The organism is Achromobacter sp. (assembly GCF_036567245.1).
Lineage (GTDB): Bacteria > Pseudomonadota > Gammaproteobacteria > Burkholderiales > Burkholderiaceae_B > Achromobacter.
In genome coordinates, this window is record NZ_DATCUY010000183.1 from 1 (window position 1) to 14788 (window position 14788).

Sequence of the window (14788 nt, forward strand, 5' to 3'; positions counted from 1 at the left end):
CTGCGGCGCGCGCGACGCGGCGCCGTGCGGCTGCGGGGCCGGCCCCTGCGGCTGCGCCGCTATGCCGACGCCCTGCGCCACGGCATTGCCTACCTGAGCGAAGACCGCAAGGCCGCCGGCCTGTTTCTGGACATGCCGATCGAACAGAATGTGTCCTCCATGGCGCTGAGCCGCATCAGTTCGCGCTTCGGCCTGCTCAAGCGCGCGACGGAACGCAGTCTGGCCGTCGAGCTGGGCGCAAGGCTCAAGCTCAAATCCGACGGCGTGGCCATCGACGCCAGCTGCCTGTCGGGCGGCAACCAGCAAAAGGTGGCCATCGCCAAACTGCTGGCCACCCGCCCCTCGGTGCTGCTGATGGACGAACCCACGCGCGGCGTGGACGTCGGCGCCAAGTCCGAGATCCATCACCTCCTGCGCGACCTGGCCAACCAGGGCGTGGGCGTGGTGGTGATCTCGTCCGAGCTGCCCGAGATCATCGGCCTGTGCGATCGGGCCCTGGTCATACGCAATGGCAGGCTCGCCGGAGAACTGGCGGCAGGCGAGATGACGGAAGAAAAACTGCTGCGGCTGGCTTCGGGCCTGTCCGCCCAGGAGGCGACATGATGAGCGACCTGAAATCCCACTCCGCGGCGCAAGCGGTCCTGACGCCTTCCGCTGCCGGCCTGCCGCCTGGCCCCCGCCTGGGGCGGCGGCTGGGCAGCTTCCGCGAAGCGGGGCTGCTGCTGATCATCGCCGCGCTGTGCGTCGTGATGAGCTTCGCGTCGCCGCATTTCCTGACCTGGGAAAACGTGCGCGCCATGCTGCTGTCGTTTTCCATCGAAGGCATCGTGGTGGTCGGCATGACCATCCTGGTCATTGTCGGTGGCATCGACTTGTCGGTGGGATCGGTGGTCTGCCTGGCCATGGTCATTACCGGCAAGCTCTTCCTGATGGGGCTGGACCCATGGACCGCCAGCCTGGCTGCGATCGCCGTGTGCGCGATGGTGGGCGCGCTCATCGGCGGCTGCGTCACCCGCATTGGTCTCAGCCATTTCATCGCGTCGCTGGCCTTCATGGTGATCGTGCGCGGCCTGTGCCTGGCGCTCACCCAAGGCACGCCGCAATCGTTGTTCTCGCTGCCGCCGCAATTCAAGTTCATCGGCCAGGGATCCATCGGCGGCATTCCCGCCGTCATCCTGATCTTCGCCGCCATCGTCATCGTCAGCGACTTCGCGTTGCGGCGCGCCGCCCTGTTGCGCAAGGTGTTCTACACCGGCAGCAATGAAAAGGCCGCGCTCTATGCCGGCATCCGCACCGGCCGCGTGAAGTTCTGGGTCACCGTGCTGTGCTCGACCCTGGCCGGGGTTGCCGGCGTGGTCTACACGGCCCGCTTCGGCGCTGCCACGCCCAACTTCGGCGTGGGCATGGAGCTCAACGTCATCGCGGCGGTGGTGATCGGCGGCGCCAGCCTCAAGGGCGGTTCTGGCACCGTGCTGGGCGCGGTGCTGGGCCTGGCCCTGTTGTCGGTCGTCACCAGCTCGCTCATCCTGCTGGACGTGTCGCCCTACTGGCAAGACGTCGTCAAGGGGCTGATCCTGCTGGCCGCCGTCACCGTTGACCATCTCATGAACGTCAGAAAGGTTTCCCGATGAAGACTACAACACTGGGCGCGTCCGGCATCGCCTGCGAATCCGTCGGCCTGGGCACCTGGGCCATGGGCGGCTGGATGTGGGGGGGCGCGGACGACGCGGCCGCCATTGCCGCCATCCAGGCATCCCTCGACGCGGGCGTGCGGCTCATCGACACCGCACCCGCCTATGGCCTGGGGCACGCCGAAAGCCTGGTCGGCCAGGCGCTCAAGGGGCGCCGCCAGCAGGCGGTCATCGCCACCAAATGCGGACTGGTCTGGCACACGCGCCAAGGCGAGCATTTCTTCGATGAGGACGGCCAGGCCGTGCATCGCCACCTGGGCCGCGCCTCCATCTTCCATGAAGTGGAACAAAGCCTCGCGCGCCTGCAGACGGATTACATCGACCTCTACATCACCCACTGGCAAGACGCCGGCACGCCCGTCGCCGAGACCATGGACGCCCTGCTGGATCTGAAGCGGCAAGGAAAGATCCGCGCCATCGGCGTCAGCAACGTGGATTCCGGCACTCTCGCCGAGTACCTGCGCCACGGTCCGGTCGACGCCATCCAGGAACGCTACAGCCTGATCGACCGCGAGATCGAATCCACGCTGATGCCGCTGTGCCGCAACCACAACGTCGGCATCCTCGGGTATTCCTCGCTGGCGCTCGGCCTGCTGGCCGGCTCCATCGATCCTGGCCGCCGCTTTACCGGCGACGACCAGCGTGCCGGCAACCCCCGCTTCAGCGTCGCCAACCGCGGCCGGCTGCAAGGTTTCTTCGCGGAACTGGAGCCCCTGCGCCAGAGGCTGGGCTGCTCGGCTTCGCAGCTGATGATCGCCTGGACCACGCGGCCGGGCGGCGTGACCGTGGCGTTATGCGGCGCACGCACGCCGCAGCAGGCCACGCAGAACGCCGGCGCCGCCGCGCTGGAGCTCTCGCCTGAAGACCTGGCCGTCATCGACCAGGCGGTCGAGCGCCACCTGCAAACATTGGATTGAACAAGGAGTCCCCATGCTGCACAGAAAAGAAGCGCGCCTGAACCGGCTGCTGACCAACGGCCGTTGCCTGGACATCGCGGTCGACCACGGCGTCTGCAATGAACCCAGCTTCCTGTCCGGGCTGGAGGACATGCCGGCCGTGATGGAACAACTGGCGGCGGCGCGCCCCGACGCCATCCAGCTGAACTACGGCCAGGCCGACCTGCTCCAACAGCGCCCCGGCCGGGACAAGCCCGCGCTGGTCATGCGCCTGGACATGGGCAATCCCTACAACGCCACCACCCATCGCGTCATGTGGGCCGTGCTGCAGAACGAGCAGGATCCGGTGCTGCCCGCTGTCCAGATGGACGCGGCCTGCGTGGTGGTCAACCTGTTCATGCTGCCGGACGAACCCGATTTGTTCCGCCAGTGCGTCGCCAACATCGCCCGCGTGCGCGCGGACTGCGATCGCTACGGCATGCCGCTGATGATCGAACCCCTGGTCATGGCGCCGCACTCCGCGCGCGGCGGTTATATGGTCGATGGCGACTCCGAGAAGATCGTCACCCTGGTGAGGCTGGCGCGCGAAATGGGCGCCGACATCGTCAAGGCCGACCCGACGACTGCCACGCGCGATTTCCATCGCGTGGTGCAGGCGGCGCGTTGCCCCGTGTTGGTACGCGGCGGCGGCCGGGAGGACTTGCGTCAGGTCTTTGAGCGGTCGCGCGAGTTGCTCGACGAGGGCGCCGTGGGGCTGGTATACGGCCGAAATGTTTACCAGCACGCCGATCCGTCGTCGGTAGTGCGGGCACTGATGGCCATGATCCATGACAACGCCAGCGCCAGTCAGGCTTGGGAGCTGTACGAGGCAGGCGGCCGATAGGGAGTGAGGCCAGACGCCCGCCTCCATGGCACCCAGGCCAGATCCTAATGGTCTTCCTTGGCATGGTTGATCGTGTACTTGGGAATGGCGACGGTAAGGTCTACTTCGGCCACGATGGCCTGACAGCTCAGGCGGGACTGGGCTTCCAGTCCCCAGGCCCGGTCGAGCAGATCGTCCTCGCTCTCATTGGCTTCGTTCAAGGATTCAAAACCCTTGCGCACGATGCAGTGGCAGGTCGTGCAGGCGCTGCTCATGTCGCAGGCATGTTCTATTTCAATGCCGTTGGCCAGCAAGGCCTCGCAGATCGTGGTGCCGACCCGCACCTCCAGCACGGCGCCTTCAGGCGCCAGTTCGGCATGCGGAAGAACGGTGATTTTGGGCATATCTGATTCCAGGTTCTCAGCAAGTTGGCGCGGGTTTCGCCGATCTGCCGCTGCGAACGCGCCGCTGCACCGCGCCGCTGCGTGCGGCGGGCTCCGGCTCTCTGTCGTCGGGCTGCTCAAGGGTATGCAGGATGGGGCAGTTGGACCGCTCGTCGCCCGCGCAGCAGCGGATCAGCGTCTTGAGCGTCTCGGCCATTTGCCGCATGCTTTCGATGCGCCGGTCCAGTTCGGCAAGGTGTTCCTGGGCTACGCGCTTGACGTCCGCGCTTTGGCGCGATTGGTCGTGCCACAGGCCCAGCAGATCCTTGGTTTCGGCCACTGAAAAGCCCAGATTGCGGGCGCGGCGGATGAAGTGGAGCCGGTGGATGTCGATCCGGTTGTAGGCGCGGTAGCCGGACGTGGTCCGCTGCGCCGCCGGTATCAGGCCGATCTGCTCGTAGTAGCGGATCATCTTTGCCGAGACCTTGGATGTCTTGGACGCTTCGCCGATGTTCATGGAAGTCTCCTTGCTCATGGGGAGGGGGGCATGAGGGAAGCCTGAGGCTTGCCAGCGTGGGAAGGTCAAGCGTGTCCGCTGCTGCGGGGCCTGGCGGGAGGTCGGGCTACTGTGGCGTAAAAAAGACGTCGGCGTGCACGTCCTGGACGTTCAGGCCGCGCTCGAATGCGAGCGCCAAGGCCGCCTCCACCATTGCCGGCGGGCCGGCGACATAGGCTTTCCAATGGTTGAGATCCGCCAGATCTTCTCCGACTGCTTGCGTGACGACGCCCGTCCGGTATTGCGCCGCCTGCGTTTCGGACAACACCGGCACAAAGCTCAGGTTGGCGTGGCGGCGCGCCAGTTCCTGGAAATGCTCGACGAAGTAAAGATCCCGTTCCATGCGCGCCCCGAAGTAGACGTGTATCGGCTGCCTCATGCCATGCGCGAGCGCGGTGTCGACGATTGAGTGGATGGGAGCCAATCCCGATCCGCCCGCGATGCAAAGCATCGGTCCGGAATGCTGTTCGCGCAGATGCGAGGACCCGAGAGGAGCGCGGAGCGCGACGCGTTCGCCTGGTTGCAGCGCGGTGTGGACATAGCCCGACGTGATTCCGCCTTGAACCCGGCGGATGTGGAATTCCAGTTCGGAATCGCCCGGCCTGTTGGCCATTGAGTAGCTGCGTGCCGGCGACTGCCCGAATGCGATGTCGGCATACTGCCCGGCGGCGAACGCCAAGGCGTCCGTTCCGTCTGGACGAATCCTGACGCGCCTGATGTCGTGCGTCAGTTCGTCCATGGCAACGACGGTCCCTTCCAGATGCTGGATGGGCGCAGCGGCCGCCTCGTCGTCGGCCCCGAGCCAGGCCACCGCCACATCGGTTTTTGGTACCGCGCGGCACGCCAGAATGAAGCCGCGGGCTTTTTCTTCTTCCGTCAACGCGTAGCGCGAGTGCGGCAGCATTTCCGCCTGGCCTTCGATCAGGCGGGATTTGCAGCTTCCGCAGCGGCCGGAGCGACAGCCGTGCGGATAAGCAACGCCATGCTGCAGAGCCGCCTCGAGTATGGTCTGTCCGTCCAGAAGCGGCAGCCGGGTTCGCGCCTGCCGGATATCCACTGTTTTCCCGCTCATGTCGTGGCTCCCTCGATGAGCGCAGCCGTCATCGCAGGCCCCATCGCGTGGGATTGATGTTCATCGTGAGAGCGGTTCTGCATGGTTGTTCCGAACACTTCAGGTTGATATGGGACGGCATCAGGATGCCCTCCGCTTTTCAGGCGGCGGCCCAAATCTATTCCTTCCAACGATTGCAAGGTCAATAGGTTGAAGCGCCTGCAAACGCAGGCTTGACCTTCCCGTTGTTGTAATGCCTAGCCTTGCCGAATTGCTGCAGAGAAGCTTCGGAAGGGCCGAAGCCCTGCTGCACAGAAGGGGCATGTCGATGCGTCGAAAATTCAGAATTGTTGCGGTGGCGGGAGCCATCGCCGCGGCCGGAACCATTGCGTTAGCGGCCGGCGAATCCTCCGGAGACGAAAGCAAGGCGGCGTCCTCATCGGGCGCCGTGGCCGCGCCGATGGCGCCACAGGTGCCGGTGGCCGAAGTGATCCAGCGCGTCATCTCGCCATCGACCGACTTCACCGGATATCTCTCGGCTCCGGAGACCGTTGAATTGCGGTCGCGCGTAAGCGGGGCGGTCGATGCCGTCAGCGTTCCGGAGGGCGGCCTGGTGCGCAAAGGGCAACAGCTGTTTCAGATCGATCCGCGGCCATTTCAGGTTGCGCTCGATACCGCCACGGCACAGCTGCGCCAGGCCGAGGCGCTGGCCAGCCAGGCCCAGGGCGACTTCGATCGTGCCCAGCGATTGGTGGCCACCGGCGCAGTTTCGCGCAAGACTTATGACGACGCGGTTTCCGCGCGCAACGCTCGCCAGGCGGAGATCCTGGTGGCCAAGGCGGCCGTCGCCGCGGCGCGGCTCGACCTGTCCTACGCACGCATCACCGCGCCGATTTCGGGGCGTGTCGACCGGGTTCTGGTGACCGAGGGCAATCTGGTCAACGGCGGTGCGGCGGGCGTGGCCAATCTGCTGACCACGATAGTGTCGATCGACCCCGTGCACGTGTACTTCGATATAGACGAAGCGACCTACCTCAATGCCGTGAGACAGGTCCGGCCCGACTCCAGCGGCGGAAAGCCTTCCCTGCCGGTAGCCGTGGCGCTGACGACGGAGCGGGACTTTCCTCATCAAGGCATGCTCGACTTCGTGGGCAACCAGATCGACCGGCGCACAGGCACGATCCGCGTCCGCGCCGTCGTGCCGAATCCCGACGGCCTGCTGGCTCCGGGCCTGTTCGCGCGCGCCAGGCTGGCGACGGGCGTTGAGCGCCCGGCCATTCTGGTCGATGACCTGGCGGTGGGCACGGACCAAGGGAAGAACTACGTCCTGGTCGTGGGCCAGGACAATCAGGCCCAGTACCGCGCGGTGGAGCTGGGTCAGATGACGGATGGACTGCGCATCATCAATAGCGGCTTGCAGGCCGGAGAGAAGATCATCATCAAGGGTCTGGTGCGTCCCGGCATGACCGTCGCGCCTCGACTGGTGCCCATGCAACAGGTAGCCGTCGCAGCTCGGAAGGCGGGCAATGCGGCCGGCGCCACCGCCTCCGGCTCCATGGAGACCCGCCAATGAAGTTTCCCCATTTCTTCATTGCCAGGCCGATCTTCGCCATCGTCCTGTCCCTGTTGATGCTGCTGGCGGGCGGCATCGCCTTCTGGCAGCTGCCGCTGAGCGAATACCCCGCCGTCACGCCGCCCACGGTGCAGGTGACCGCGAGCTATCCCGGCGCCAATCCGCAGGTGATCGCCGATACCGTCGCAGCCCCTTTGGAACAGGTGATCAACGGCGTCGAGGGCATGCTTTACATGAGTTCCCAGATGGCGGTCGACGGACAGATGGTGCTCACCATCGCGTTCAAGCAGGGGACGGACCCGGACATGGCGCAGATCCAGGTGCAGAACCGGGTCTCGCGCGCCTTGCCGCGCTTGCCGCAGGAGGTGCAGCGCATCGGGGTCGTGACGCAGAAGACCTCACCCGATGTGCTGATGGTGGTGCACCTCGTTTCGCCCGAAAAGCGTTACGACTCCCTCTACTTGTCGAACTTCGCCATTCGGCAGGTGCGCGACGAACTCGCGCGCCTGCCGGGCATCGGCGACGTCCTGGTCTGGGGCGCCGGCGAATACTCCATGCGCGTCTGGCTGGACCCCACCAGCGTTGCCGCGCGCGGCTTGACCGCCAGCGACGTGGTCGCGGCCCTGCGGGAGCAAAACGTGCAGGTCGCCGCGGGATCCGTGGGCCAGCAGCCGGATACCTCGGCCGCCTTCCAGGTGACCGTCAATACCTTGGGCCGCCTGACCAGTACGGAACAGTTCGGCGACATCGTGGTGAAGACCGGCGCCGATGGCCAGGTCACCCGGCTGCGCGACGTTGCCCGGGTGTCCTTGGGCGCCGATTCCTACACCCTGCGCAGCCTGCTGAATGGCGAGTCGGCGCCGGCCCTGCAGATCATCCAGAGTCCCGGCGCCAACGCCATCGACGTCTCCAATGCGGTCCGCGCCAAGATGCAGGAACTGCAGCAAAGCTTCCCGCAAGATGTGGAGTACCGGATTGCCTATGACCCCACCGTCTTCGTGCGCGCCTCGCTGCAATCCGTAGCGGTCACGCTGCTGGAGGCCATCCTACTGGTCGTCATCGTGGTGGTGCTGTTCCTGCAGACTTGGCGCGCCTCCATCATTCCCCTCGTGGCCGTGCCCGTGTCGCTGGTGGGCACCTTCGCGCTGATGCACATGTTCGGCTTTTCGCTCAACACCTTGTCGCTGTTCGGCCTGGTGCTATCGATCGGCATCGTGGTGGACGACGCCATCGTGGTGGTCGAGAACGTGGAGCGGCACATGGCCCTGGGAGAATCCCCGCGTCAGGCCGCGATCAAGGCCATGGATGAGGTCACGGGACCCATTATCGCGATCACCTCGGTGCTGGCGGCGGTCTTCATTCCTTCGGCGTTCCTTTCCGGCTTGCAGGGCGAGTTCTATCGCCAGTTCGCGCTGACCATCGCCATCTCGACCATACTCTCCGCCATTAATTCCCTCACCCTGTCGCCTGCGCTCGCGGCCATCCTGCTCAAGCCGCACCAAGACGCTGCCAAGGCCGACTGGTTGTCGCGCGTCATGGGCAGGGCGTTGGGCGGATTCTTCCGGCGCTTCAACTTCTTCTTCGACAGCGCCTCTCATGCGTATGTCGGCACCGTGCGCCGGGCGGTGCGCGGCAGCGCCATCGTGTTGCTGCTGTACGCGGGATTTGTCGGCCTGACCTGGCTGGGCTTCAACCAGGTGCCGAATGGATTCGTGCCGGCCCAGGACAAGTACTTCCTGGTGGGCATCGCCCAGCTGCCCAGCGGCGCGTCGCTCGACCGGACGGAGGCGGCCGTGAAGCAGATGTCCGAGATCGCACTGGCCGAACCCGGCGTGGAGAGCGTGGTTGCCTTTCCCGGACTTTCGGTCAACGGTCCGGTAAACGTGCCGAACTCGGCGCTGATGTTCGCCATGCTCAAACCCTTCGATGAGCGCCAGGACCCTTCGCTTTCCGCCAACGCCATCGCGGGAAAATTGATGGGCAAGTTCAGCCAGATTCCGGATGGGTTCCTGGGCATATTCCCGCCGCCTCCCGTGCCAGGCCTGGGGGCCATGGGTGGCTTCAAGCTGCAGATCGAGGACCGCGCCGGATTGGGGTTCGAGGCGCTGATGCAGGCGCAGGGCCAGATCATGGCCCAGGCCATGCAGGCTCCCGAACTGGCAAACATGCTGGCCAGTTTCCAGACCAACGCGCCGCAACTGCAAGTGGACGTCGATCGCGTGAAGGCCAAGTCCCTGGGAGTGTCGCTGACGGACGTGTTCGAGACCCTGCAAATCAATCTGGGATCACTCTACGTCAATGACTTCAACCGCTTCGGCCGCACCTACCGGGTCATGGCGCAGGCCGACGCGCCGTTCCGCATGCAGGCCGATGACATCGGCATGCTCAAAGTGCGGAACAACAGCGGCGAGATGATTCCGCTGAGCGCGTTTGTGACCCTGACACGCGGGTCCGGCCCGGACAGAGTCATCCGCCACAACGGCTTTCCGTCGGCGGATATCAGCGGCGGCCCCGCGCCGGGCTATTCCTCGGGGCAGGCGACCGATGCCATAGAGCGGATCGTCCGCGAGACCTTGCCGGAAGGGATGGCCTATGAATGGACGGACCTCGTCTACCAGGAAAAGCAGGCTGGCAATTCAGCGCTGTATATCTTTCCCCTGGCGGTGCTGCTGGCCTTCCTTATCCTCGCAGCCCAGTACAACAGCTGGTCGCTGCCCTTCGCAGTGCTGCTCATCGCACCCATGGCGTTGCTCTCGGCGATAGGAGGCGTCTGGCTATCCGGCGGGGACAACAACATCTTCACGCAGATCGGCTTCGTGGTGCTGGTGGGGCTGGCCGCCAAGAACGCCATCTTGATTGTGGAATTTGCCCGCACCAAGGAAGACGAAGGCGCCGATCCGCTGGCGGCGGTCCTGGAGGCGGCCCGTCTGCGCCTGCGGCCCATTCTGATGACTTCGTTCGCGTTCATTGCCGGTGTGGTGCCGTTGGTGCTCGCCACGGGCGCTGGCGCGGAGATGCGCCATGCCATGGGTATCGCCGTGTTTGCCGGCATGGTGGGCGTGACACTGTTCGGCCTGCTGCTCACGCCTGTGTTCTACGTCGTCGTGCGCAAGCTGGCGTTGCGCCGGGAAGCCCGCCAAGCCTTGGCCCGTTCGGGCGGCCAGCACGCATGATGGCCAGGAGGAATTTCGACATGACCTACCGTTTTACTCGCTCCCGGCACGGCAGCATGCTGGCGCCGCTCGTCCTTGCGGTCGCGTTGACCGGGTGTTCCTTGGCGCCGAAGTACGAACGCCCGGAAGCTCCCATCGACGCGAGCTATACGCCGGATGCCCTGGACGCGCAGCAACCGCCTGATGCGATGGCTGCCGCCGATATAGGATGGCGCGACTTTTTCCGTGACCCGCTATTGCAGCAATTGATAGAAATTTCGCTGCACAACAACCGGGATATGCGCCGGGCCGCGCTCAACGTCGAAGCCGCGCAGGCGCTGTACCGGATCCAGCGCGCCGCCATGCTGCCGAACCTGAGTGTTTCAGCCAGCGGCGCATCCGAGCGCATTCCAGGCGACCTTGGCGCCGCACAGGCCGGCCACGTCGCCAGACGCTACGACGTGGCCGGCGTGACGGCCGCCTGGGAACTGGATGTCTGGGGCCGCATCCGCAGCCTCAGCGACCAGGCCTTGGCCGCCTATCTGGCGCTGGAGGAAACCCGGGTCGCCACGCAGCTGAGCCTGGTTTCCGAAGTGGCTAATGCGTATCTCACGCTGCGCGCAGACCAGGAGCTGTTGCGCCTGACGGAAGATACCCTGGCTACGCAAAAGCGTTCATACGATCTGACGGCCGAGCTGGCCGCGGCCGGCCATTCGACGCAACTCGATCTGCGCTTGGCGGAGATTGCGTTGCGCAATGCGGAAGCCTACCGCTCCGCTTACACGCGGCAGGTGTCGCAGGACCGCAATGCTCTGGTGCTGTTGCTGGGGCAGCCGCTGACGCCCGCGCTGTCTCGTCAGCTGGACGAGGCGACAACGCTGCCCGACGGTATCGTTCCGACGGACTTGCCGACCGGGCTGCCATCCGACTTGCTCGTCCGCCGGCCTGACATCCGTGCGGCAGAGCAGTCGCTGCGTGGTGCAAACGCCAACATTGGCGCTGCGCGCGCCGCCTTTCTGCCCGCGATCAGCCTGACGGGTTCGGCGGGGTCCGCCAGCGCATCCCTGGATGGCTTGTTCGATTCCGGGTCGAGGGCCTGGACCTTCCTGCCGCAGCTCACGCTGCCCATCTTCCGGGGAGGCGCCTTGCTGGCCAATCTGGAAGTGGCGCATGTACAGAAGCGCCTTGAGGTCGCCAGCTACGAGAAGGCCATTCAGGTGGCGTTCCGTGAGGTCGCCGATGGACTGGCGGGCAAGCGCACGCTCGACGACCAGATCCGCTCGGAGCAGTTGGCCGTGGCGGCTAGCCGCAGCGCGTACGAGCTGGCGGAACTGCGCTTTCAGGAGGGCGTGGACGACTATCTCACCTTGCTCGAGGCCTATCGCTCGCTATACGGCGCACAGCAAATCCTGGTGCGGACACGCCTGACGCGCTTGAACAATTTGATCGGGCTTTACAAGGCGTTGGGAGGCGGGTGGTCGGAGCATACGGTGCGGTCGCCGGCGGGCGCATAAGCATCCGCCGGCTGCGTGAACCCCTGGGGGGCATCGCTAGTCCCCCGGGGTTTCACCCGCCGCCTTGACGCGGCGGCGGGGCTCGTCAGCGATGGTCCGGTGTTGATACCTGCTATACGACCTGCTTCCAGGCGCGCAACTTCGACAGCGCGTTGGCGTATGCCATGCACGTGTAGACCTGGAGCCGGCCACCCAGGGTTTCGGTGCCCCCTTCCGAGGGCGCGAAGAGGGCCGCTTCCGAAAGAAGCGCCACGCTGCTGACCACGCGCTCCTGTCCCAGCCTGGTCAGTTCATGCAGGTCGTGAAGACTGCGGCTGGCGAAATCGCGCCGGAATGGGTGAGCCAGGCGGCCGACTCTCTCCAGCATGGCCTCCCGACAGTAGTACGGAGCGCTGACGCCCCGCGGCCCGGCGGCGGCGAACTGCAGGATCATCGTGTTCCAAAGAATCATGTCGATCAATACGGTTGCGGCATCGATGGGCATGCGATGAGCAGGCCCCACCTCCGCCGTCTTGCGGTAAAGGCTTGCGCGTATGGTGGCCGCCTCTATGCGGAACTGTCTGTGCCGGTCGCGGATGTTGCGCAGGAGCTCTTGTCTGGACGCGGGCAGTTTCATCGGGATCTATCCTCCAAGTCGTCGAATATCGGGCCGTCGGATTGCGTCCGATGAGTCAGCCCGCCGCGGGCGCAGTGCCGGCCACAAAAGCGCGGGCATGCCGCGCTTCCGCTCGAGGCATGGCGAAAATCCTGAGGTTTTCCACCGTGGGAATGTCAAGGCCGTTTGAAATTCATGGGATACCCGCCGAAGCCCGCCAATAGGACTAAAATCCGCACACGTTTCGACCCGCGCCTGCTCCAGCGGCAGGTTCCTCACACGTCGCATCCCACCCTATTGCAGCCCGCCATCGGCCCGACTCCCGCCTCCACATCGCCAGGTTCGTCGTACGCGGCCCGCATCCGTCAGGTGCAGGTCGAGGCATTGCGCCGCAGCTTTCCGTTCGCGCTGACAGGGTCGCTGATCACAGGTTGTTTTTCTGCATTCGCCTTGTTCGGCGTACTGCCGCAGCAGGAGATCCTGCTGTGGCTGGGCGCTACGCTGGCAGTAGGCGCGCTGCGGTGGGCCTCCGTGATCGCCTATGACCGCCACCCCGCCGATCCGTCGGCGGCGCAGCGCTGGGTGCGCCGCATGTTGATCGGGAATCTTTGCTCCGGCATTCTGTGGGGGCTGCCCTTCGCCTACTGGACGTTCTTCGTTCCGCTGGAATACCAGCTGTTCTTCATTGTCATCCTGTTCGGGCTGGGCACGGGCGCCATCTATTCGAACTACATGCTGCTGCCGGTGATGTACGCGTTCGAGGTGCCGGCATTCGCGCCGATGTTCATCGCGCTGGCGGCGCAGCCATCGGCCATCCATCTGGCGCTGGTGACGGGCGGCCTGGCATATCTGGTGGCGACCCTGGCCTTCATCCATCGCATGAACCGCACCCATCTGGATGCGTTGCGGCTGGGCTATGAAAACCTGGCGCTGCTGGAACAGGTGCGCCAGGAAAAGACCGCCGCTGAACGCAGCGACCAGGAGAAGTCGCGCTTTCTGGCGGCGGCCAGCCACGACCTGCGCCAGCCCGTGCATGCGGTGAACCTGTTCCTGGGCCTGCTGGCCAACGAGCCCTTGTCCCGGCAGGGACGCTATCTGGTCGACAACATCACCAGTGCGCTGTCCGCGATGGGCCATCTGTTCGACGCCCTGCTGAATCTGTCGCGACTGGACGCTGGTGTCATCGAGCCTCGTTTCGAGACGTTCAGGATGCAGCCGCTGCTGGACCAGTTGAAGGCCGAGTATGCGCCGCAGGCCGGCGAGAAAGGGATACTGCTGCGCGTGCGTCCGTGCGCGGCCAGCGTGCGCTCGGACCCCGTGCTGCTGGAGCGCATGCTGCGCAACCTGATCAGCAACGCCATCGTGCACACCGAGAACGGCCGCGTGCTGATCGGTTGCCGCCGGGCCGGGGGCCGCTTGCGCATCGAGGTCTGGGACAACGGTCCGGGGATCCCGAAGTCCGAGCAGGAACGGGTCTTCTGGGAGTTCCATCAGTTAGCCAACCCCGAGCGCGACCGCTGCAAGGGGCTGGGCCTGGGTCTGGCCATCGTGCGCCGCACCGCCAGGCTGCTGGACCACGGATTGGCGCTGCGCTCGGAAGAGGGCCGCAGCACGGTGTTTACCGTGACGGTGCCGCTCTCGGATCCGGCCGCAGCCGGCCTGTCTGTCCTGGATGCTGGCGTGACGCTGCCCCAGACGCCTGTATACGAGGACAGCCTGCGCGGCAAGCTGGCGCTGCTGGTGGACGACGATGCCCAGAACCTCGCGGGTCTGTCCATGTTGTTCGAAAGCTGGGGTTGCCGCGTCATCGCCGCCACCAGCGGCAATGCGCTGTTCGAACGCGTGCTGCCGCTGGCCGAAACGCCTGCCCTGATCGTCACCGACTACCGGCTGCGCGAGCACGAGACCGGCATCCATGTGATCGAGAGGCTGCGCGAGGAATACAACGATCCCGATCTGCCCGCCTTGCTGGTCAGCGGTGATACCGATCCGGCACGGCTGACCGAGGCGGCAGCGCGCGGCGTGCCGCTGCTGCATAAGCCCGTGCAAGTCCAGGCCCTGCGCGAGCATGTGACGAGCCTGCTGCACGCCAGGAATGCAGCGCCCCTAACCGGAGATGCCGAATGACGGCAGTGTTATTGGTCGACGACCACGCCATGTTCCGCGAAGCGCTGGTCATGGCGCTGGGCCAGGCCGTGCCCGGCATGACGATCCATCCCGCGGCCAGCGGCCAGGAAGCGCTGGCGGCGCTGGAGCGGCATGCGGCGATCCAGCACGTCATCATGGATTTCTACCTGCCCGATATGGCCGGGGCGGATCTGCTCAAGCGCTTGCGCCAGCGCCGCGCGCAGCTGCGTATCCTGGTGCTGTCGGCCTCGCAGGATCCGGAGGATACGCGCCGGGCGATGGAGGCCGGCGCGCAAGGCTTTCTGAACAAGTCCGCCAGCTGCCAGGAACTGGCCGCTGCGCTGGAAGCGGTCAGCGTGGCGCCCGCGCCGCTGCATCGCGGCGCGTC

General features: G+C 65.5%; 13 protein-coding genes. 9 read left to right on the top strand and 4 right to left on the bottom strand.

Going from position 1 to position 14788, the window contains the following annotated elements; genetic code table 11:
* The 4 genes from VIR09_RS07655 to VIR09_RS07670 form a co-directional block, all read left to right on the top strand.
* The coding region (locus tag VIR09_RS07655; protein ID WP_332012331.1) for an ATP-binding cassette domain-containing protein at nucleotides 1–603 on the top strand (603 nt) is incomplete at its 5' end.
* Nucleotides 600–1631 (top strand): ABC transporter permease, encoded by a 1032-nt coding sequence (locus tag VIR09_RS07660; RefSeq protein ID WP_332012332.1) that lies wholly within the window; start codon nucleotides 600–602, stop codon nucleotides 1629–1631. The genes VIR09_RS07655 and VIR09_RS07660, both read left to right, overlap by 4 nt.
* A complete protein-coding gene (locus VIR09_RS07665) occupies nucleotides 1628–2608 on the top strand; it encodes an aldo/keto reductase (protein ID WP_332012333.1) in 981 nt (326 codons plus the stop codon). The genes VIR09_RS07660 and VIR09_RS07665 overlap by 4 nt, the downstream gene beginning before the upstream one ends.
* Nucleotides 2609–2621: 13 nt before the next feature.
* Nucleotides 2622–3470 (top strand): aldolase, encoded by an 849-nt coding sequence (locus tag VIR09_RS07670; RefSeq protein ID WP_332012334.1) that lies wholly within the window; start codon nucleotides 2622–2624, stop codon nucleotides 3468–3470.
* Between the two features lie 44 nt (nucleotides 3471–3514).
* On the opposite strand, the gene fdx is transcribed toward VIR09_RS07670, so the two are convergent.
* The 3 genes from fdx to VIR09_RS07685 form a co-directional block, all read right to left on the bottom strand.
* Nucleotides 3515–3853, bottom strand: a complete 339-nt coding sequence (fdx, locus tag VIR09_RS07675) for an ISC system 2Fe-2S type ferredoxin (RefSeq protein ID WP_332012335.1) — start codon at nucleotides 3851–3853, stop codon at nucleotides 3515–3517.
* A gap of 16 nt (nucleotides 3854–3869) precedes the next feature.
* Entirely contained in the window at nucleotides 3870–4349 is a 480-nt protein-coding gene (gene cueR, locus VIR09_RS07680; protein WP_332012336.1) for a Cu(I)-responsive transcriptional regulator, read from the bottom strand.
* Between the two features lie 106 nt (nucleotides 4350–4455).
* Entirely contained in the window at nucleotides 4456–5460 is a 1005-nt protein-coding gene (locus VIR09_RS07685) for a 2Fe-2S iron-sulfur cluster-binding protein (protein WP_332012337.1), read from the bottom strand.
* Nucleotides 5461–5767: 307 nt separating this feature from the next.
* Here VIR09_RS07685 and VIR09_RS07690 point away from each other — a divergent pair, with 307 nt between their 5' ends.
* From VIR09_RS07690 to VIR09_RS07700, 3 genes are read left to right on the top strand one after another with little or no spacing between them, the layout of a single operon-like run.
* Nucleotides 5768–7012: an efflux RND transporter periplasmic adaptor subunit gene (locus VIR09_RS07690; RefSeq protein ID WP_414639400.1), complete on the top strand. Its 1245-nt coding sequence runs from the start codon at nucleotides 5768–5770 to the stop codon at nucleotides 7010–7012.
* Nucleotides 7009–10185 carry an efflux RND transporter permease subunit gene (locus tag VIR09_RS07695; RefSeq protein ID WP_332012339.1) on the top strand — a complete coding sequence of 1059 codons (3177 nt, stop codon included), beginning with the start codon at nucleotides 7009–7011 and terminating at the stop codon, nucleotides 10183–10185. Before VIR09_RS07690 ends, VIR09_RS07695 begins: the two co-directional genes overlap by 4 nt.
* A gap of 20 nt (nucleotides 10186–10205) precedes the next feature.
* Nucleotides 10206–11678 (top strand): efflux transporter outer membrane subunit, encoded by a 1473-nt coding sequence (locus tag VIR09_RS07700; RefSeq protein WP_332012340.1) that lies wholly within the window; start codon nucleotides 10206–10208, stop codon nucleotides 11676–11678.
* A gap of 112 nt (nucleotides 11679–11790) precedes the next feature.
* Here VIR09_RS07700 and VIR09_RS07705 read toward each other — a convergent pair whose 3' ends face one another.
* Nucleotides 11791–12294: a ClbS/DfsB family four-helix bundle protein gene (locus tag VIR09_RS07705; RefSeq protein ID WP_332012341.1), complete on the bottom strand. Its 504-nt coding sequence runs from the start codon at nucleotides 12292–12294 to the stop codon at nucleotides 11791–11793.
* A gap of 276 nt (nucleotides 12295–12570) precedes the next feature.
* Between VIR09_RS07705 and VIR09_RS07710 the strand changes: the two genes are divergently transcribed.
* Nucleotides 12571–14400: a hybrid sensor histidine kinase/response regulator gene (locus tag VIR09_RS07710; RefSeq protein ID WP_332012342.1), complete on the top strand. Its 1830-nt coding sequence runs from the start codon at nucleotides 12571–12573 to the stop codon at nucleotides 14398–14400.
* On the top strand, nucleotides 14397–14788 hold a 392-nt coding region (locus tag VIR09_RS07715), incomplete at its 3' end, for a response regulator transcription factor (protein WP_332012343.1). The genes VIR09_RS07710 and VIR09_RS07715, both read left to right, overlap by 4 nt.

Bases quoted from the DNA above. Each gene is read 5' to 3' on its own strand.
- VIR09_RS07660 (WP_332012332.1), top strand. From the start codon at position 600: ATGATGAGCGACCTGAAATCCCACTCCGCGGCGCAAGCGGTCCTGACG.
- VIR09_RS07665 (WP_332012333.1), top strand. From the start codon at position 1,628: ATGAAGACTACAACACTGGGCGCGTCCGGCATCGCCTGCGAATCCGTC.
- VIR09_RS07670 (WP_332012334.1), top strand. From the start codon at position 2,622: ATGCTGCACAGAAAAGAAGCGCGCCTGAACCGGCTGCTGACCAACGGC.
- fdx (WP_332012335.1), bottom strand. From the start codon at position 3,853: ATGCCCAAAATCACCGTTCTTCCGCATGCCGAACTGGCGCCTGAAGGC.
- cueR (WP_332012336.1), bottom strand. From the start codon at position 4,349: ATGAACATCGGCGAAGCGTCCAAGACATCCAAGGTCTCGGCAAAGATG.
- VIR09_RS07685 (WP_332012337.1), bottom strand. From the start codon at position 5,460: ATGAGCGGGAAAACAGTGGATATCCGGCAGGCGCGAACCCGGCTGCCG.
- VIR09_RS07690 (WP_414639400.1), top strand. From the start codon at position 5,768: ATGCGTCGAAAATTCAGAATTGTTGCGGTGGCGGGAGCCATCGCCGCG.
- VIR09_RS07695 (WP_332012339.1), top strand. From the start codon at position 7,009: ATGAAGTTTCCCCATTTCTTCATTGCCAGGCCGATCTTCGCCATCGTC.
- VIR09_RS07700 (WP_332012340.1), top strand. From the start codon at position 10,206: ATGACCTACCGTTTTACTCGCTCCCGGCACGGCAGCATGCTGGCGCCG.
- VIR09_RS07705 (WP_332012341.1), bottom strand. From the start codon at position 12,294: ATGAAACTGCCCGCGTCCAGACAAGAGCTCCTGCGCAACATCCGCGAC.